The sequence below is a fragment of the Rathayibacter sp. VKM Ac-2928 genome (genome assembly GCF_022815545.1).
GTDB lineage: Bacteria > Actinomycetota > Actinomycetes > Actinomycetales > Microbacteriaceae > Rathayibacter > Rathayibacter festucae.
This window is the reverse complement of the sequence record NZ_JALGRU010000004.1, coordinates 417,341-435,866: the sequence shown is the minus strand read 5'-3', so window position 1 is coordinate 435,866 and position 18,526 is coordinate 417,341. Positions and strand designations below refer to the sequence as shown.

Sequence of the window (18,526 nt, the reverse complement as noted above, 5' to 3'; positions counted from 1 at the left end):
AGGACTCCATTGTCAGAGGCAGATCGGAAACTAGAGCGAGCTAGTAGCGCGAGGTTAGCGCTCCCCGGCTAGCGCGTGCAAGTGATTTTTCGGTCCGTCCCGCCGAACGACTAGCGCGGTCAAGCGATAGGCTCCGATCGGAGGGACCCATGACCCAGACGACGGCAGACCGACGAGTCACCGCTGCCGACATCGCGCGCGAGGTCGGTGTCTCGCGAGCCACTGTCGGGTTCGTGCTGAACTCGACACCCGGGCAGACGATCTCCGAGATGACGAAGAGCAAGGTCATCGCCGCCGCGCAGCGCCTCGGATACCGGCCCCACCTGGCAGCCAAAGCCCTCGCCAGCGGACGAAGCAAGATCGTCCTCCTGGTGCTGCCCGATTGGCCGATGGAGTACTCCATGAGCCGGCACATCGACCAGGCATCGACAGCTTTGGACGAAGCCGGCTACTCCCTCGTCACCATGACGCCTCACGCCGGTGGCAGAGCACGGCCCCTCTGGGAGACCTTGCAACCTGATGTCGTCCTGGGCATGGTCCCCTTCACCCGCGAGCAGGCCGACATGATCCGCGCTGCAGGAGTGACAGCGGTGATCCAGGGTCCGGATCAGCCGCTGAGCGACGAAAGCTTCTCCTGGGGAGACGGCCCGCGCCTCCAGGTGAACCACCTGGTTGAGCAGGGGCGACAACGACTGGCGTTCGCCGCCCCGACGGATGTCCGGCTCTCCGAGATCTCCACAGCCCGACACCGCATCGCGTCGGCAGCCTGCGACGCTCTCGGAATGGACGCTCTCGACAGCGTGCGCATCGATGCGGAGACCGCGCGTGACGTGGTGTCCGCATGGCGCGCGAACGGCGTGGACGGCGTCGTCGCCTACAACGATGAGATCGCCGCGATCGTCGTCGGAGCAGCCCTGCGCCTGGGGATCTCCGTACCGGAGCAGCTCTCCGTCGTCGGCCACGACGACGCCCCGCTCGCACGACTCTTCGTCCCTTCGCTCTCGAGCGTCTTCATCGACGACGAGGGCCTCGGAAGACACGTGGCACAACTGGCGCTCAGCGCCGCGCTCGGAGAGGCCCCTCCGACCGGGCACGTTCCCCGCGCGCAACTCGTCCCTCGTGAATCGACGGCGACCCGGACCGGCCTGGACTCGAGCTCATGACCACGCAAAGATCGACGCCGTGAACGCGGAACAGATTCTCGGTGACGGTCGAGCCGACGGAGTGTGGTGCTGGCTCGGCGAGCCGCGGACCGTCGCGCAGATCGCGCGCGGCGGGCCCGCCTGGCTGGCGCTGGATGCTCAGCACGGAGCCTTCGACGACACCGCCGTGATCGCCACCATGCTCGCGCTGGCAACAGTGAGGAAGCGGCCTCCCGTCGCCGTCCGGGTCGCAGGACTCTCCGATCCCCTGATCGGCCGTGCCCTCGACGCGGGAGCGGACATCGTCGTCGTCCCGATGATCGAGTCGGTCGAGGACGCGGCCGCGGCGGCCCGCGCCGCGCACTACCCGCCGCTCGGCCGGCGCAGCTGGGGCCCGATGAGCGACCTCTGGGGCACCGTACCCCCGTCGGCCGCCGAGGCGCGGCCGGCCCTGTGGCTGATGATCGAGACGCAGGCCGGCCTCGACGCCGTCGAGGAGATTCTCGCGCTACCGGGAGTCACCGGCGTCTTCGTCGGTCCGTTCGATCTCTCGATCGGACTCGGTCAGGAGCTGCCCGACCTGCTCGCCGCGGACGGACCCGAGGACCCGTTGCCGAGGATCGCCGCCGCCGCCCGACGCGCCGGGAAGAGCGCCGGCGCGTACGCCGGCGACCCGGAGCGCGCGCGACAGCTACGCGCCCTCGGCTTCCCGCGGGTCGCCGTCGCGACCGACAAGTCGCTGATCGCGCTCGGCACGGCCACGGCACTCGACGCAGCGACGGCAGCCTCCAGCTACTGACGGCTTCCGGCACTATCAACGCAAGTGCCACACGCCAGCACCGAGATGGTCGACGCGAACTGTCAGACGATCACCGCTTCCGGCGCGAGCGAGCGACACGAAGCACGTAGAAAAGACGGCCACGAAGCGGCAAAACCCATACGGCTCATCAAGCTGTCAGCACGTGTACCGGTCACCGATCCCCTTACGGGATGACCTAGCTGGCTTCGCAGGAGCTGACTTGAGCGGTGAGCCGTTAGGGAGTGCTCTGCGCCGCGCGCACTGTTAGGAACCATGACGTGTCGTGATCGGCGTTCGTTGTGGCCACGCCGACCAGGCCGATCGGGTCGGTGCCGAGAGAGGCCGGGTCGATCGCGTGCGGACCCTTTGCGCAGTCCACTGCCTCGACAGTCGTCGTCGTCGTCGTGTTGGCCGCACCTGTTGTAGAAGCGGAATCGAGCTGCAACTCGACCGTGCCGTCTCCAAAGCATTCAAAGGTGATGGCGCCTGGCAACTCTGGTCGGTCGAAGACGGCCTCCACCCGATCGCCTTCCTGCCCAGCGGTCGATTCGGACGACAGCACCGCGAGAAAAGGACCGTCCGCGTCGATGTCGGCCTGACGATCCGAGCGCCACTGATCGAGTTGCGCGCGATCCACTGGGTCCGGCGCGCAGGCGGTCATGGTGCCCACGACAGCCAGAAGAAGAGTGAGTGCAACAGAACGACGACTCATCTGCCCACCCTAGATCGGGGCGGGCGGGCCTAGTCGCCCGGTCTGCCAAGAGTGTCGCACCGAGCAATCCCCATACGGGACGCCCTTAAGCGCCTCGCGGTCACGCGGCGGGACGGAAGCGCCGACTGAAGTGCTGACCAGATTCGACCGTGCTGCGCGCGCGGCGGAGGCGCTTCTTCTCGTAGCGGAGCAGAGCGGTCGTGGTGCTCGCGGTATTGGAGTGCGTGCGGCGTGCGTGGTCGAGGGCGTCGGCAAGAGCTTCGGCGTCGTTGAGAGCCTCCGTGAAGCCGCGGCCGGTCATGGGTGTGGCAACGTGCGCGGCGTCTCCGATGATCGCAAGTCGTCCATCCACGAGACGGGTCGGGACGTACTCGGTGATGGGCGTGCCAAGGACGATGTTCTCTCGGAGGCTGGTGATCATGGCTTCGCGCCAGGGTGAGGGCCAGCGCGACTCGACCATGGCTGTCAGCTCGCGGCGGAGCGGAGGGGTGATGTCCTGTGGGCTCACGGAGTGGTGGACCGTGTCGTTGCGAACGTGACCGTTCCGGATCAGGAAGTCGTTGTGGGTGCTGTCGTACATCGCCCACCCGATGATGCGGTGACCTGGGGTCGCCGTTCCGTCGGCTCCGGGGAAGGATCCGGCGGCGAGTAGCGCGTCTGAGCCGAGGAAGACGCCGTCATCGAAGCGGCGGTCGCCCTGCACGCTGACGGGCAGGTCTTGCTCGTTGATGCTGGCGAGCCAGACCAGGTAGCCAGCGAATGTCGCGTCTTCGTGGTCGGGAGCGACTGCGCGTCGAACGACGCTCCGGTGGCCGTCGGCGCCGACGACGAGATCGGCGTGGAACGTGCCGGAGTCGGCGGTCACCCAGGCAGTGGTCTCGTCCTGGCCGACGGTGACGGCGCGGGTGTTGTGGACGAGGGTGACTGCGGGGTCGTGCTCGGCGGCGTGCAGGAGTGCCGTGTAGACGGTGTGCCAGGAGTGCATTCCAGCAATCAGTGATGTCGGCGCCGTGGGCTGGTCGGTGCGGCTGCCCCAACCGGTGACCTGTTCGACGAGGCCGTCGGGGATGAAGAGGCCGCCGCCGCGGCTGCGGACGGGGCCGCTGCGTTCGAGGACGGTGACGGTGATTCCGACTCGCGAGAGCGTCCGCGCCGTCATCAGGCCGGCGAGGGACCCGCCGACGACGATCGCCGTGGACGGTCGTGCTTCTGCGCGGGCCGCGGCGTTCATGTGCCGCTCGTGAGGGCGTCGAGGTCCCGGCGCACGGAGGCGGGCTCGTTGGCGAGGGGCATGTTCACTTGGTCCCGGATGCCGTCGATGGAGTCCGCGGCGTCGGGGTCGAGGGCGGCGAAGGCGGGGCTGAGGTCGTCCTGCTCGGGTCCGTGCTCGGAGACAAGTTCGAGGGTGCGGTGGGCGGCGTTCGGGTCGGTGAGAGCGGCGACGAGGACGCGGGCGATCTGGCGTCTGGCGATGGCGCCGTCCGCGGGGGATCCGGTCCAGCGATCGTCTCCCTGGCGCATCAGGATGCGGTCCTCGCCGGGGCCGTTGTAGTCGAACCACCCGGGTCGGATGATGGTGTATTGGTTGCCGCTGGCGCGGACGAGGCGTTCGCCTCGACGCTTCCAGTCGCTCATGTCGTGTCTCGCGGTGGCGCCGATCGAGGTCATCAACGAGATGCGGATCGGCGTGCCGTCGAGCGCTTCGAGGACGTTTCTCACGGCCCCGTAGTTGGCGCTTCCCCGTCGGAGCTGCCGTGGGCGAAGATCACCGCGTCGACGTCTTCGAGGGCGGAGCGGAGAGTGTCGATCTTGGTGGCGTCACCCACGATGATCTGGGCGCGCGGGTTGAGGTTCTTGGCGCGGCGCGTCTTCCGCACGAGGGCGCGGGTGGTGTGACCCGCGGCGACGGCCTGCTCGACGACGAGGGTGCCGATACTTCCCGTCGATCCGACGACGAGGACGGTCAGGTGCTGCTGGGTCATGGTGTGTTCCTGTTCTGCGAGGTGGGCCGGCGGCAGGGCCGCCAGCCCACCTCGCTGGTGGCCTAGAAGAACGTGGGTTCGCGGGGCGTGTAGGGGCCCTCGAGGGCGGCGATCTCGTCGTCGGTGAGCGTGAGTGCGAGGGCGGCGACGGCGTCCGTGAGGTGCTTGTCCTTCGTGGCGCCGATGATTGGGGAGCTGATCACGGGGTTCTTCAGTACCCAGGCCAGCGCGACGGTCGCCATGGCCACGCCACGGTCGGCGGCGATGGCCTCGACGGCGTCGACGATGGCCTTGTCGGAGTTCAGGAACAGAGGCCGACCGAACTGGTCGACGCTCGGGTAGGACTTCGCGCGAGTGGTGCTCTTATCGCCCCACGGGCGCGCGACGATGCCGCCTCCGAGAGGGCTCCACGTCAGGCTGCCGATGCCCTGGTCGGCGAGCAGGCCCTGCATCTCGCGCTCTTCTTCGCGCTGAACGAGGTTGTACTGGTCCTGCATGGAGATGAAGGTCGTCCACCCGTTCAGCTCGGCTGCCGTCTGCATCTTGGCGAACTGCCACGCCCACATGCTCGACGCGCCCAAGTAGCGCGCCTTCCCGGCCTTGACGACGTCGTGCAGCGCCTCCATCGTCTCCTCGACGGGGACCTCGGGGTCGAAGCGGTGGATCTGCATCAGGTCGACGTAGTCGGTGCCGAGACGGGTGAGGGACGCGTCGACCTGCTCGAAGATGGCCTTGCGGCTGAGCCCGCCGCCGCCGGCGTTCTGGCTCATCGGCCAGTAGATCTTCGTCGCGAGGACGATCTCCTCGCGGCTGGAGTACTCCCGGATCGCGCGGCCGACGATCTCTTCGGAGGTCCCCATCCCGTACACGTTGGCGGTGTCCCAGGTGGTGATGCCGAGCTCTACCGCTGTGCGGAACAGTGGGGCGGCCCCTTCTTCACCGAGCGACCAGTCGGCCATCGGGCCGGGGTCGCTGAAGCTCATGCAGCCGAGAGTGATCCGGCTGATCTTCAGCCCGGAGGTGCCGAGGCGGGTGTAGTCCATTGCGAGTGTCCTGTCAGGAGAAGAAGTGGGGTGGGGAGGTCATGGGCGGGCGGCGCGAGGCCGCCCACCCGTGGAGGAGGGGTTACGCCTCGGGGATCTCGAAGGCGTAGGCCTCGCGGGTGATCGACTCGACCGGGGGGCCGCTGCGGACTCCGGCGTCGAGGGCGTCGATCGCGGCGAGCTGGTCGGCGGTGAGCTCGAAGTCGAAGACGTCGAAGTTCTCCGCGATCCGGGCGGCCTTGGTCGCCTTGGGGATGGCGGAGCGGCCCTCCTGGACGTGCCAGGCGAGCATGACCTGCGCCGGGGACTTGCCGTGCTCGGCCGCGATCTCGCCCAGGGTGGGGTTGTCGAGGGCGCTGTTCTGTCCCGGGATGTAGGTCGTGACGCCGCCGATGGGCGACCACGCCTGGGTGAGGATGCCGTGCTGGGCGTGGAGCGCCTGGAGGTCCTTCTGCTGGAAGTAGGGGTGCAGCTCGATCTGGTTGACCGCCGGCACGATCGTGGTCGCGTCCAGGAGCTGCTGGAGCAGGTCGGTGGTGAAGTTGCTGACGCCGATCGCGCGGATCTTGCCGTCGGCGTGCAGCTCCTCGAGAGCGCGGTAGGCGTCGAGGGTCAGGTCGAACTCGGACGGGAGCGGCTGGTGCAGGATCACGAGGTCGATCGTGTCGACGCCGAGCTTCGCGGCGCTCTTCTCGAACGCGTGCAGCGTGGCGTCGTAGCCGTAGTCGCTGATCCAGATCTTCGTCTCGATGAAGACCTCCTCGCGGGGCACGCCGGAGGTGCGGATGCCCTCGCCGACCTGCGCCTCGTTGCCGTACGCGGCGGCGGTGTCGATGTGGCGGTAGCCCACCCGCAGCGCCTCAGCGACCGCGGAGACGGTCTCCTCGGGGGGAGTCTGGAAGACGCCGAGGCCGATGGCCGGAAGCTCGACGCCGTTGTTCAGGGTGATGTTCGTGTTCGTCATGCTTCGACGCTACGAGCGGATGCTCCCGGGGTGAGAGTCACCAGCATTCGCCCCCAGCACGCTGGTGGGGGCGACCAGCAGTGACTCCCAGCCGCCGACGGCTCTGAGCTACCGTCAGCGGCATGGACACCCCGAACGACGTGCAGCAGTTCCTCACTGCCCTGCGCGGTCGCATCACCCCGGAGAAGGCAGGACTGACCGTCTTCGGCGGAGAGCGCCGCGTCCCGGGCCTTCGCCGTGAGGAAGTCGCCCAGCTCACCGGCGTCAGCACCGCGTACTACACGCGGATGGAGCGCGGTGACCTCTCCGGCGTCTCCGAGAGCGTCCTCTACGCACTCGTGCGCGCCCTTCAGCTGGGCGACGCGGAATCCGCGCACCTGTTCGACCTCGCCCGCGCCGCCACCGGTGCTCGCCGGCAGCCGCGCGCGAAACCGGAATCGGCCGTGTCCCCTCTCGTCGCCCAGCTCCTGGACACCATGCGCGACGTCCCCGCGATCGCGACGAACCGCGTCACGACCATCGCCGGCTCCAACGCACTCGGCCGCGCCGTGTTCCCCGACCTGTTCCCCGCCGACGGAGCCCCCGTGAGCGGCGCCCGGTACCTCTTCCTCGATGACCGTGCGAAGGACTTCTACCTCGACTGGGAGACCAGCGCCCGCGAAGCCGTCTCCGCGCTGCGTCTGCTCGCCGGCCAGGACCCCAGCGACAAGGCCCTCATGGCGCTCGTCGGCGAACTCGCCACCCGAAGCTCCGACTTCCGCACCTGGTGGGGCGGACACACCGTCCGCGTCCACAACTCCGGAACCAAGCGCATCAAGCACCCCGTCGTCGGAGAGATGACCCTCTCCTACGAGTCGATCGTCGTCCCCTCCAACGCGGGGATCGTCGTCGCGACCTACCTCGCCGAACCGGGAACGCCCTCCGCCGACGCCCTCGACCTCCTTCGTAGCTGGAGCGCTCAGCCTGTCGACCCGGCATTGAACGGATCAGCGTTCAACTGAGCCACAAGCAGCACCACCGTTGAGTGCCGTCAGTGGCCAGCAGGGGCGTCGCGTGGCTGTCAGAAGCCGCCGGCGGCGCGCACGGTGTAGTGCTCGGTGAGCGCGGTGTGCTCGTCCGGGGTGAGCTCGATGTCGACGGCTGCGGCCGCATCATCCAGGTGGTGGGGCTTTGTCGCGCCGATGATGGGGGCGGCGACGACGGGGTTGCTGAGCACCCATGCCATCGCGATCTGCGCCATCGGCACACCGCGGGCCTCGGCGATGCGCTGCACGGCGTCGATGACGGGGCGGTCGCGTTCGGTGTCGGCGAAGAAGCTGTTGCCCACCGGGTCGTCGGAGGAGCGCTGGGTCTGCTCGCCGGCGGGGCGGGCGACGCGGCCCTTCGCGAGGGGGCTGTAGGGGATGCTGCCGACGCCCTGGTCGGCGAGTAGGCCGAACATCTCGCGCTCCTCCTCGCGGTAGAGGAGCGAGTACTGGTCCTGCATCGAGACGAACCGGGTCCAGCCGTGCAGGTCCGCGGCGTGCTGCATGGTGGCGAACTGCCACGTCCACATCGCGGACGCGCCGATGTAGCGGGCCTTGCCGGCCTTGACGACGTCGTGGAGGGCTTCCATCGTCTCCTCGATCGGGGTCTCCGGATCGAAGCGGTGGATCTGGTACAGGTCGACGTAGTCGGTGCCGAGGCGGGTGAGCGACGCGTCGATCTGCTGCATGATCGCCTTCCGCGACAGGCCGGCGACGCGCAGCCCCGGACCACTGCCAGCGGTGTCGCCGAAGTGGGCCTTGGTCGCGAGGACGATCTCATCGCGGTTGGTGAACTGGCGCAGCGCTTCGCCGACGATGCGCTCGGAATCGCCGTAGGAGTACACGTTCGCGGTGTCCCAGAAGGTGATGCCGAGGTCGAGGGCCTGCCGGAAGTACGGCAGGGCGTCGTCCTTGGGGAGTGACCACGGGAGGTGGCCGCTGGCGGGGTCGCCGAAGCTCATGCAGCCGAGCGCGATGCTGCTGATTCTCAGGCCAGAGTTGCCGAGGCGGGTGTACTTCATGGCGTGAATCCTTTCGATGGGCGCGACGACGATAGCCGGGGCGGCTGGGGTGTCGAGCGGGTGCAGTGACGCGGGCGGGGTGAGCCCGCCGCTGTCACTGGGTTCTGGTGGGTGCCGTGGTCGGGGTGGGGCTGGCGGTCCAACTGGCGAGGACGCGGAGACGTTCTTCCGACACGGAGGCGGGTTCGGTGACGTAGGTGATGATCGTGATGTCGGGTTCGCTGGCGAGGGTGAGCGCTTCGCCGGTGACCTCGACCTCGCCGACCGTGGGGTTGTGCAGGGTCTTCGTGGCGCTGGTGTGCAGGCGCACGTTGTGGGAGGCCCACCAGGTGCGGAACGGGTCGCTGCGGGTGCTCAGTTCACCGATGAGGTCGGTCAGGGACCGGTCGAAGGGGGTGCGGCCGGCTTCGATGCGGAACGCGGAGACCATGTCGCGGGCGACGCGCTCCCAGTCGCCGTAGAACTCCTGCGAGGACGGGTCGAGGAAGAGGTACCGGGCGAGGTTCGCCGGCTCGTTCCCGTTCGGAACCAGGCCCGGCATGAGGGCGGCGCCGAGCTGGTTCATCGCGATGATGTCGGTGCGGCCGTTCCGGGCGTACGCGGGCAGTCCGCTCATCCCGTCGAGGATGCGCTGCACCCGGTTGCTGGCACGGAACTTCGCGGGGGTGCGCTGGGGCGTGGGACGGGTCAGGGCATGCTCGGCGTTCGCGGCCCGGGCGAGGTCGAACAGGTGCTGCTCCTCGGAGTCATCGAGCTGCAACGCCCTCGCGACGGCGTAGAGGACGGACTCGGAGACGCCGGCGAGCTTCCCGCGCTCCATCCGGTTGTAGTACTCCGCGCTGACCCCGGCGAGGGTCGCGACTTCCTCGCGGCGCAGGCCCTTCACGCGCCGGCCCGTCGCGGAGGCGGTGAGGCCGGCCGCTTCGGGGGTGATGCGGTCGCGACGGGTGCGGAGGAAGTCGCTCGCTTCGGTTCCGGTGTCCATGTGGGTCAGCGTAGGCCGGACCCGTCCGGGTGAAACAGACACTGCCAGTACACCAAACGCTGCTGCCTGTTCCGTAAGGAGGGGCCGCTGTTGGATGGGATCACCGGCGGAACCGCAGCCGGTCCGCTTCTTGGAAGGAATGCTCGTGAGCACCATCCCCACCGTCACCCTGAACACCGGCGCTGAGATGCCGCAGCTCGGCTTCGGCGTGTTCCAGATCCCCGCCGAGGACACCGAGCAGGCCGTCATCGACGCGATCAAGGCCGGCTACCGCCTCATCGACACCGCCGCCTCCTATGCCAACGAGGAGGCTGTCGGCCGCGGCATTGCCGCCAGCGGTGTGCCCCGCGAGGAGCTGTTCATCACCTCGAAGCTGTGGATCCAGCGCCGCGGCGAGGAGGGCGCCCGCGACGCGATCACCACGTCCCTGCAGAAGCTCGGCCTGGACTACCTCGACCTGTACCTGATCCACCAGCCCTTCGGTGACTACTACGGCGAGTGGCGTGCGCTCGAGCAGGCCCACAAGGACGGCCGGCTCCGCGCGATCGGCGTGTCCAACTTCGCCTCCGACCGCCTCGTGGACCTCATCGCGTTCGCCGACGTCGTGCCCGCGGTGAACCAGATGGAGACGAACCCCTTCCACCAGCAGGTCGACTACCAGGAGCTGCTGCACGCCGAGGGAGTGCAGCTCGAGGCGTGGGCGCCGTTCGCCGAGGGCAAGAACGACCTGTTCACGAACCCCGTCCTGACCGAGATCGGTGACGCGCACGGCAAGTCCGTCGCACAGGTCGTGCTCCGCTGGCTCGTCCAGCGCGGCGTCGTGGTCGTGTCCAAGTCCGTCAAGCCCGAGCGCATGCAGCAGAACCTCGACGTCCTCGACTTCGAGCTCACCGACGAGCAGATGGCGAAGATCGCCGAGCTCGAGGCGGGCGAATCGCAGTTCTTCTCCCACGTCGACCCCGACATGGTCCGCTGGCTCACCGGCCGCGCCGAAGCGTAAGCATGCCCGTCCACCAGCCCACCCGCAGGCAGCTCCTGCGGAGCGCCGCGGCCGGCGCGATCAGCGCCGCCGCGGCCGGGCTGCTGGCCGCCTGCACCACCCCGGCGCCTCCTCCCTCCCCGTCCACGCCTGACGCCGCCGCGCCCGCGCCGACCCCTTCGAGCTCGACAGGAACCTTCGTGACTCCCACCCCCAGCAGCCGGATCCTGCTCGCCTACTTCTCCCGCCCGGGCGAGAACTACTGGAACGGCGGCCGCCGAACCCTCGACGTCGGCAACACCGAAGTCCTCGCCGGCCTGCTCAGCGACCGTATCGACTGCGACGTCTACCGCATCGAGGCCGCCGACCCCTACTCCGACCGCTACGACCCCACCGTGGCGCGCAACGTGCAGGAGCAGGACACCAACGCACGCCCCGCGATCGCGAACCCCCTCCCCGACCTCACGGGCTACGACACGGTGCTGCTGGGCAGCCCGATCTGGAACGTGCAGCCGCCGATGGTCCTCGCGACCTTCACCGAAGGAGTCGACCTCACCGGGAAGACACTGCTCCCCTTCGTCACCTACGCCGTCAGCGGCCTGGGCTCCACCGACTCCTTCTACCGAGACCTCAGCACCGGCGCGCAGCTCGGCGACGGACTCGCCGTCCGCGGCGAAGACGTCGCCGAAGGCGTCTCCGACGTGGCGACCGACGTCGACCAGTGGCTCAGTGCCTCCGGCCTGGCCTGAAAGGCACCCTCATGACCGACCCCTCCCTCACCGTCCTCCTCGTCGGCGCCACCGGCAGCGTCGGCCGCCACGTCGTCACCGCCTCCCTCACCGCCGGACACCGCACCCGCGCGCTCGTGCGCACCCCGTCCCGCGCGAGCGACGTGGATCCCCGCGCGGAGACCGTCGTCGGGGACCTCACCGACGCGGCGACCCTCGCCGACGCGGTCGAGGGGATCGACGCGGTGATCTTCACCCACGGCGACAACGCTCACGCCGAGGCCGTGAACTACGGCGCCGTCCGCAACGTCCTCCGCGCCCTGAACGGCCGCCCGGTGCGCATCGCGCTGATGACGACCATCGGCGTCACAGTCCGCCACCCCAGCTCCGAGTGGAAGCGCCGCGGAGAACGCCTCGTCCGCGCCAGCGGCAACCGGTACACGATCGTCCGGCCCGGCTGGTTCGACTACAACGACGCGAACGAGCGGAAGATCCTGATGCTGCAGGGCGACACCCGCCGCAGCGGCTCCCCCGCCGACGGCGCCATCGCCCGCGACCAGCTCGCCCGCGTCCTCGTCGCCGCCCTCACCGACCCCGCCGCCGAGGGCCGCACCTTCGAGCTCTTCGACGAGCGCGGCCCCGAGCAGGACGACCTCAGCCCCCTGTTCGCCGCCCTCGACACGGACCCCGCCAGATCCGTCGATGGAGTGCTCGACCAAGCGAACCTGCCGCTCGAGCAGGAACCCGCGCCCGTCCGCGCGGACCTCGACCGCGTCCGCGCCACCCGCTGACCATCACCACCGACGGGAGAAGCGTCACGACACGAAGCCCCGTGAAAACACCGCCACGAAGAGCCGAGATCCACAGACAATGAGAGCCGCGAGATCTCGGCACGTCGAGACGCCATCTTCGGCGGCCGGACGACGACCCCCTTACGGGACGGGCGCGTCGCCTCCCCTGGCGTCACTAGCGTGACATTTTGACAGTATGGTGACGTATATTCGTCGCATGCACCCTCCGCAGCTCGCCGAGCACGACCCGCCCTTCCAGGATCTGGTGCTCAGCGTCTTCCACCTCAGCAACGTGCTGTCCGCGTCCGGGGACCGCCTCGTTGCGGATCTCGGGTTGACCTCGGCGCGCTGGCAGATCCTCGGAGCCCTCGCCGCGGGTGCGCCGCGGCCGGTCGCGTGGCTCGCCCGCGACCTGGACCTCTCCCGGCAGAACGTCCAGCGGATCGTGAACGACCTCGAACGCGACGGCTTCGTCGCCTTCCAGCCCAACCCGCACCACCGGCGCGCGCAGCTCGTCACCCTGACGCCGGAGGGTGACGCCGTGCTCGCCGCCGCCGCCGCCCGCGCCGCGCCCTGGGCGGGGAACGCCGCCGCGGGACTCGATCCGGCCGACGTCGACACCGCTCGACGCGTGCTCCACGCGATCGGCACCGCGGTCCAGGCCCACGACACCGACTCCCGCCCGAAGGACCCAGAATGAACGACCGACCGGACCTCCCGCCCCTGCTCAAGTACGGCAACGCTGCGGTGAAGCTCCTGAACCGACTCGGCGTCCCGGCCGGGCCGCCGAGGATCCTCACCGTCCGCGGACGCGTCAGCGGACAACCCCGTTCCACGCCCGTCTCGATCGTCACTCTCGAGGGCGCCCGATACGTCGTCGCCGGGCGGCGGATGGAGTGGGTGAAGAACGTCCGCGCGGCGGGCGAGGGCGAGATCCAGCGCGGTCGGCGACGCGAGAGAGTCACTTTCACCGAGCTCCCCGAGGAGCAGCGCGGCCCCGTCCTCCGCGCCTACTGGCATCAGCACAGCCAGGGACGAAAAGTCGCCGCCCGCATCTTCGAAGCCGGCGAGAACGCGGGCCCCGACGACTTCGCCGCGGCGGCCCCGCGCTGCGCGGTGTTCCAGCTCACGGCGGTCGACCTCGATCGCTGACCCGAGAACCGCTTCGCCACTTCGTACCGGTGAACGATCCCCTTACGGGACGGGCTGAGCATGCTCCAGCGGACTTCAAGGAGGTCGTAGGACCATGCTCAGCCGTCCAGGTCAGTTGAACAGTTCGCCAAGGACCTGGTCGCTGGATCCGCGGTAGCGGTCGCGCTGCTTCTGCCCGAAGGGTCCGTAGGGGTAGTCGTTCGGGGTGGGGGCGCTGACCTGGTCGAGGCGCCGGGTGGTGTCCTCGTCGAGGACGAGGTCGGCGGCGACGAGGTTCTGCTCGAGCTGGCGGACGGTCTTCGCTCCGATGATCGGCGCGGTGACGCCGGGGCGGTTCGCGATCCAGCTCAGCGCGACCTGGCTGGGCGTGACGTCGAGCTCGGTGGCCGCGGTGCGGACGGCGTCGACGACGGCCCAGTTCTGATCCTTCGCGGCGAGGTCGCCGAGGACGTGGCCGAACAGGGGGTTCCCCTGTCCGCCGCGGGTGTCGCTGCCGGCTTTCCGGTCGCGGTCGTACTTGCCGGTGAGGAAGCCGCTGGCGAGCGGGGACCAGGGCAGGATTCCGACCTGGTTGTGAAGGGCGGCGGGGATGATCTCGTACTCGATCTCCCGCGACGCGAGGCTGTACTGCGCCTGGAGGGTGACGGGGATCTGCACGCCCATCGCCTTCGCGGTGTCGAGGGTGAGCTGCAGCTGCCAGGCGGTGAAGTTGGACAGGCCGATGTAGGTGATCTTCCCGGCGTGCACGGCGTCGTCGAGGAAGCTCAGCGTCTCCTCGATCGGGGTGAGCGGATCCCAGCCGTGCAGCTGGTACAGGTCGACGTTCTCCCGGCCCAGACGACGCAGGGACGCGGTGAGCGCGCGGTTCAGGTGCCGGCGGGAGAGGCCGGTGTCGTTGGCGTCGGGTCCAGTGCCGAAGCGGCCCTTGGTGGTGAGGACGACCCGGTCGGTGACGTCGTCGGGGCGGCTGGTGAACCAGCGGCCGATGGTCTCCTCCGAGACGCCGCCGCCGTAGACGTTGGAGGTGTCGACGAGGTTGCCGCCGGCTTCGACGAACGCGTCGAGGACAGCGAACGCGTCGTCCTCGGGGGTCTCGGTGCCGAAGCCCATCGTGCCCAGGGCCCGGTTCGAGACGCTGGTGCCGGTGCGAGCGAGGGGGACGTACTTCATGGTCGTGCTCCGTTCAGAGGTAGTGAGCTTCTCGGTGCGCGTCGTGGCGGGGACACCGGCCGGCGACGACCCTCCGCCCGGGGGCGGTGGGATCGCGCGTCGTGCTTCTTCCAGAGAACGCTGTCCCGGCAAGGCGGGGAAGGCCGCCGTGAACACTGGGTGCGCCGCACCCAGGTACCGGCAGGACACCCTTCGCGGGAACGGTCCGGCATAGCCTCGGAGCGTGAAGCTGGAAGACGAGATCAAGGACTTCTTGACGACCAGGCGCGCCCGGATCAGCCCCGAGCAGGCCGGCGTCCCGATGTTCCTCGGCACCCGCCGCGTGCCCGGACTGCGCCGCGAGGAGGTCGCCCACCTCGCGGGCGTCAGCGTCGACTACTACAACCGGCTGGAACGCGGGAAGACGCAGGGCGCCTCGCGCGAAGTCCTCGACGCGATCGCCCGCGCCCTCCAGCTCGACGACACCGAACGCCAGCACCTGTTCGACCTCGTCCACACCACCCGCACCCGCACCACCGCGCCGAAGAAGCGCACGGCGCGCAGCCGCGTCACCTCGGCGCTGCAGGCGGTCCTGGACTCCATCACGGGACCGGCGTTCCTGCAGAACGAGCGCATCGACCTCGTCGCCGCGAACACTCTCGGCTGGGCCCTCTACCCGGCCGCCGCGGAAGCCGCACCCGCACCCTTCAGCCACCCACGATTCACGTTCCTCGACCCGCGCGCCAGCGACCTCATCACCGACTGGGACTCCACCGCCCGCACCACCGTCGCCCTCCTGCGCGGCGCCGCCGGCCGGAACCCCTACGACGACGACCTCATCGCCCTCGTTGGAACCCTCTCCACCCAGAGCGAGCACTTCCGCACCCTCTGGGCAGCACACGACGTCGTCCGCTACCGCGGCGGCGCGAAGCACTTCCAGCACCCCACCGTCGGCGAACTCGAATTCGGCTACCAGACCTTCGACGTGCCCACCGACCCCGGCCTCGTCCTCCTCGTCTACACCGTCGAACCAGACTCCCCCACCGCGCAGGCCATGACCCTCCTCTCCAGCTGGATCGCCCCCACCGCCGACCGCCCCGCGGAGCGCAGCGCCACCGACCAGCACCGATGACAGCGCCCGCACCCGCACGCACCACCGACACCGGCCACAGCTCCCCGAAACGGACCCTGTTCCTCGCGTCGCTCGGCTTCTTCCTGATCACCCTCGACATCCTCATCGTCAACGTCGCCCTCACCCGCATCAGCGACGACCTCGGCGGCGGCACCACCGGCCAGCAGTGGATCATCGACGGCTACACGCTCCTGTTCGCCTCGCTGCTGCTCTTCGCCGGGAACCTCGCCGACCGGATCGGCGCGAAGCGCGCCCTCGGCACCGGGATCGCCCTGTTCCTGCTGTCGTCGATCGCCTGCGCCCTCGCCCCCACCGTCGGAGCGCTGATCGCCGCCCGGTTCGTGCAGGGCGCTGCGGCCGCCGCGATGCTGCCCTCCTCGATGGCGCTGATCCGCGAGGCGTTCCCCGACGCCCGCGAGCGCGCCCGCGCCCTCGGCGTCTGGGCCGTCGGCGGGGCGGTCGCCGGCGCCGTCGGCCCGCTCCTCGGCGGCCTGCTGACCACGATCGACTGGCGGCTCGTCTTCCTCATCAACATCCCGGTCTGCGCGGTCATGCTCGTCCTGCTGCGCTGGGTCGCCCCCTCGCCCACCACCTCGCCGCCGTTCGACTTGGCCGGCCAGGCCCTCTCCCTCGCCGGGCTCGGCGCGCTGATGTACGGGCTGATCGAGGGCGGCGCGATCGGCTTCGACGACCCGCTCGTCCTCGGCTGCCTCGCCCTCGCCGTCCTCGCGCTGTCCGGCTTCCTGGTCGTGCAGCAGCGCGCCCGCCATCCGATGATGCCGCCCGACCTCTTCCGCAGCCGGAACATGCGCCTCGCCCTCCTCGTCGGCTTCGCGTTCATGGTCGGCAACTTCGGCTCCGTGTTCGTCGTCAGCCTCTACCTCCAGCAGCACCTCGGCCTCACCCCGCTGCTCGCCGGGCTCGCCTTCCTGCCCTCCGCCGCCTTCGCCGTCGTCGGCAACATCGTCAGCGGCCGGCTCGCCAACCGCTTCGGACCGCGCCTGCCGATCGTCGGCGGGCTCGCCACGATGGCCGTGGGGCTCCTCGGACTCCTCGCCGCCGCACCGCTCGGCGCGCCGCTCCTCGTCAGCGGGTTGCTCGTGCTCACCGGCGCCGGCGGCTCCGTCGCCATGCCGCCCGCGACCGCCGTGGTCCTCGCCAGTGTCCCGCCGCACCGGGCGAGCACGGCCAGCGCCGTCTTCAACACCTTCCGCCAGATCGGCGGCGCCGTCGCCATCGCCGTCTTCGGCGCCCTCCTCGCCGGGTCCGACTTCGTCGACGGCATGCGGACCAGCATGCTGATCGCCGCCGCCGTCCTCGTCCTCGCCGCTGCGGCCGGCTCTTTCGTTACCCCACGAGAACAAAAGCCCTAGTCCCTAAAGACATCCACACGCGGCACCGAACGCCGCGGGAAGACCGCCATCGAGCGCCGCGATCCACAGACACTGCCGCCCACGCCGAAGCGCGGCGCATACCGCTCGACGAACTGATGCAGTAAACGATCCCTATACGGGACGCGCATAGCGTCACCGGAGAGCGTGCCGGGCCTCAATGGTGGCCTGCAGCTGCCGTTGCATTACGGCGATGTCGGGATGGTCCCGACTCCAGAGATGTGCGAGCTGGTAGGTGTGAGCGATGTCGTCCGGCGTGGCCGTGTCCCACCAAGTGGGATCGTGGGTGGCAGTGAGGGCGGCCCGGGTGCGACGGAGGCCGGCGGCGAGACGGTTGAGCATCCAACGCGCTTCATCGGGATTCGTCTTCGCGCGCCAGAGAGCGTCGATGTGCATTTGCGCTGTGAGGTCGGCGAGATGGCGAGCGGCGGCGATCGCAAGGGTGAGGTCGTCCATCGTGTCGTCTCGTCACGTCGTGCCATGGGTGGCGCGGGTCGCTTCGTCTCGGCGGGGTGCGCCGAGACGAAGCAGCCATGGCGCTTGCTCGTCGCGGGAACTCGCGAGCAGGGGTGGGGCTGGGGATTCACCTGCTCGTGAGCGCCTCGGGTTCTTCCGCACCTGTGCCGAGGCAGAGGAAGGGTTCAGCAGGAGTGCGACTGCTCTCGCCGGAGGTGGGTTTCAGTCGAGTGCGCCTGTTGCCGCCCAGCTGCTGAGGAGGGTGAGTCTGTCCGCGGTGTCGGAGCCGTCATCGGCGGTGTAGGTGGTGATCGACAGCCCGTTCTCGCCAGGCATCTCGAACACGTCGTAGGTGAGGTCGAGGTCGCCGACAGCGGGATGCCGGTAGATCTTCCGTCCGGTGCGGTGCTCGTGGACGTCGCGGTCGGTCCAATCGATCCGGAACTGCGGGCTTCGCGTGGCTAGCTCTCCGATGAGTGCTGTCAGTTCGGCGTTCAGGGGATCTCGACCTGCTTCGAACCGGAGCATCGCGGCAGTGAGGCTGCAGGCGAGGGACCAGTCCTCGTAGAAGTCTCGTGCTCGGGAGTCGAGGAAGATGAAGCGCGCCAGGTTGGGGTGCTCCGCTTCGAAGTGCGGGGCGAAGAGGGCGCGGCCGGCGAGGTTGGACGCGATGAGCGACTGGGCGGCGTCGATGACGACGGCAGGCACTGCCATGTTGTCGAGGACGCGCTGGACCGACTCGCGAACAGCGGGGGGCGAGGAGGCGTCGCCGTGCTGAGCCGCGAGGGCGAGTGGGGCTGTCCGAGCGAGATCGAACAGGTGCTCCCGTTCGACGTCATCGAGGTGCAAGGCACGCGCGATCGCGTTCAGGATGCTGTCCGAGGCGCCTTCCAGTCCGCCGCGCTCGAGCCGGGTGTAGTAGTCCGCGCTGATTCCCGCGAGCATCGCCACTTCCTCGCGACGCAGACCAGGAACGCGGCGTTCACCGCCGAGGACAGGGATCCCGGCGTCGGCCGGCGTCAGGTTGCCGCGGCGGGAGATGAGGAACTCCCGGATGTCGCTCTTCCGATTCAT

At 69.4% G+C, this 18,526-nt stretch carries 21 protein-coding genes; 10 read left to right on the top strand and 11 right to left on the bottom strand.

Annotation, left to right across the window (positions count from 1 at the left end):
* Positions 1–149: 149 nt before the first annotated feature.
* Positions 150–1,163 (top strand): LacI family DNA-binding transcriptional regulator, encoded by a 1,014-nt coding sequence (locus MT350_RS16545; RefSeq protein ID WP_243600063.1) that lies wholly within the window; start codon positions 150–152, stop codon positions 1,161–1,163.
* A 19-nt stretch (positions 1,164–1,182) separates the two neighbouring features.
* The gene (locus MT350_RS16540; RefSeq protein WP_243600062.1) at positions 1,183–1,941 is read left to right on the top strand and encodes an HpcH/HpaI aldolase/citrate lyase family protein; all 759 of its coding nucleotides are present in this window, start codon (positions 1,183–1,185) and stop codon (positions 1,939–1,941) included.
* A gap of 235 nt (positions 1,942–2,176) precedes the next feature.
* Here the strand turns inward: MT350_RS16540 and MT350_RS16535 are convergent, their stop codons facing one another.
* From MT350_RS16535 to MT350_RS16515, 6 genes are all read right to left on the bottom strand, one after another.
* On the bottom strand, positions 2,177–2,653 hold the full coding sequence (locus MT350_RS16535) for a hypothetical protein (protein ID WP_243616288.1): 477 nt from the start codon (positions 2,651–2,653) through the stop codon (positions 2,177–2,179).
* A gap of 100 nt (positions 2,654–2,753) precedes the next feature.
* Complete coding sequence (locus MT350_RS16530; RefSeq protein WP_243616287.1) at positions 2,754–3,884, bottom strand: FAD-dependent monooxygenase; 1,131 nt, start codon at positions 3,882–3,884, stop codon at positions 2,754–2,756.
* Positions 3,881–4,372, bottom strand: a complete 492-nt coding sequence (locus MT350_RS20230) for an NAD(P)H-binding protein (protein ID WP_308197397.1) — start codon at positions 4,370–4,372, stop codon at positions 3,881–3,883. The genes MT350_RS16530 and MT350_RS20230 overlap by 4 nt, the downstream gene beginning before the upstream one ends.
* Positions 4,369–4,635 (bottom strand): NAD(P)H-binding protein, encoded by a 267-nt coding sequence (locus tag MT350_RS20225; protein WP_279396483.1) that lies wholly within the window; start codon positions 4,633–4,635, stop codon positions 4,369–4,371. The genes MT350_RS20230 and MT350_RS20225 overlap by 4 nt, the downstream gene beginning before the upstream one ends.
* 62 nt (positions 4,636–4,697) lie before the next feature.
* Positions 4,698–5,678: an aldo/keto reductase gene (locus tag MT350_RS16520; protein WP_243600059.1), complete on the bottom strand. Its 981-nt coding sequence runs from the start codon at positions 5,676–5,678 to the stop codon at positions 4,698–4,700.
* An 82-nt stretch (positions 5,679–5,760) separates the two neighbouring features.
* On the bottom strand, positions 5,761–6,642 hold the full coding sequence (locus MT350_RS16515) for an aldo/keto reductase (RefSeq protein WP_243616286.1): 882 nt from the start codon (positions 6,640–6,642) through the stop codon (positions 5,761–5,763).
* Between the two features lie 122 nt (positions 6,643–6,764).
* Between MT350_RS16515 and MT350_RS16510 the strand changes: the two genes are divergently transcribed.
* A complete protein-coding gene (locus MT350_RS16510) occupies positions 6,765–7,643 on the top strand; it encodes a helix-turn-helix transcriptional regulator (protein WP_243616285.1) in 879 nt (292 codons plus the stop codon).
* 59 nt (positions 7,644–7,702) lie between these two features.
* Here the strand turns inward: MT350_RS16510 and MT350_RS16505 are convergent, their stop codons facing one another.
* Positions 7,703–8,689, bottom strand: a complete 987-nt coding sequence (locus MT350_RS16505; RefSeq protein ID WP_243600056.1) for an aldo/keto reductase — start codon at positions 8,687–8,689, stop codon at positions 7,703–7,705.
* A gap of 94 nt (positions 8,690–8,783) precedes the next feature.
* On the bottom strand, positions 8,784–9,674 hold the full coding sequence (locus MT350_RS16500) for a helix-turn-helix domain-containing protein (RefSeq protein WP_243600055.1): 891 nt from the start codon (positions 9,672–9,674) through the stop codon (positions 8,784–8,786).
* Positions 9,675–9,828: 154 nt separating this feature from the next.
* On the opposite strand from MT350_RS16500, the gene MT350_RS16495 reads away from it, so the two are divergent.
* From MT350_RS16495 to MT350_RS16475, 5 genes are all read left to right on the top strand, one after another.
* The gene (locus tag MT350_RS16495; RefSeq protein ID WP_374206648.1) at positions 9,829–10,674 is read left to right on the top strand and encodes an aldo/keto reductase; all 846 of its coding nucleotides are present in this window, start codon (positions 9,829–9,831) and stop codon (positions 10,672–10,674) included.
* A 179-nt stretch (positions 10,675–10,853) separates the two neighbouring features.
* On the top strand, positions 10,854–11,402 hold the full coding sequence (locus MT350_RS16490) for a flavodoxin (RefSeq protein ID WP_243616283.1): 549 nt from the start codon (positions 10,854–10,856) through the stop codon (positions 11,400–11,402).
* 11 nt (positions 11,403–11,413) lie between these two features.
* Positions 11,414–12,172 carry an SDR family oxidoreductase gene (locus MT350_RS16485; protein WP_243600052.1) on the top strand — a complete coding sequence of 253 codons (759 nt, stop codon included), beginning with the start codon at positions 11,414–11,416 and terminating at the stop codon, positions 12,170–12,172.
* A gap of 217 nt (positions 12,173–12,389) precedes the next feature.
* Complete coding sequence (locus tag MT350_RS16480) at positions 12,390–12,872, top strand: MarR family winged helix-turn-helix transcriptional regulator (protein ID WP_243600051.1); 483 nt, start codon at positions 12,390–12,392, stop codon at positions 12,870–12,872.
* Positions 12,869–13,324, top strand: coding sequence for a nitroreductase family deazaflavin-dependent oxidoreductase (locus MT350_RS16475; protein WP_243600050.1), 456 nt, complete (start codon positions 12,869–12,871; stop codon positions 13,322–13,324). Before MT350_RS16480 ends, MT350_RS16475 begins: the two co-directional genes overlap by 4 nt.
* A gap of 111 nt (positions 13,325–13,435) precedes the next feature.
* Here MT350_RS16475 and MT350_RS16470 read toward each other — a convergent pair whose 3' ends face one another.
* Entirely contained in the window at positions 13,436–14,494 is a 1,059-nt protein-coding gene (locus MT350_RS16470) for an aldo/keto reductase (protein WP_243600049.1), read from the bottom strand.
* A 223-nt stretch (positions 14,495–14,717) separates the two neighbouring features.
* Between MT350_RS16470 and MT350_RS16465 the strand changes: the two genes are divergently transcribed.
* A complete protein-coding gene (locus tag MT350_RS16465) occupies positions 14,718–15,605 on the top strand; it encodes a helix-turn-helix transcriptional regulator (RefSeq protein WP_243600048.1) in 888 nt (295 codons plus the stop codon).
* Complete coding sequence (locus MT350_RS16460; RefSeq protein WP_243600047.1) at positions 15,602–16,978, top strand: MFS transporter; 1,377 nt, start codon at positions 15,602–15,604, stop codon at positions 16,976–16,978. The genes MT350_RS16465 and MT350_RS16460 overlap by 4 nt, the downstream gene beginning before the upstream one ends.
* A 153-nt stretch (positions 16,979–17,131) precedes the next feature.
* Here MT350_RS16460 and MT350_RS16455 read toward each other — a convergent pair whose 3' ends face one another.
* Complete coding sequence (locus tag MT350_RS16455; protein WP_243600046.1) at positions 17,132–17,452, bottom strand: hypothetical protein; 321 nt, start codon at positions 17,450–17,452, stop codon at positions 17,132–17,134.
* Positions 17,453–17,674: 222 nt separating this feature from the next.
* The gene (locus MT350_RS16450) at positions 17,675–18,526 is read right to left on the bottom strand and encodes a helix-turn-helix transcriptional regulator (protein WP_243600045.1); all 852 of its coding nucleotides are present in this window, start codon (positions 18,524–18,526) and stop codon (positions 17,675–17,677) included.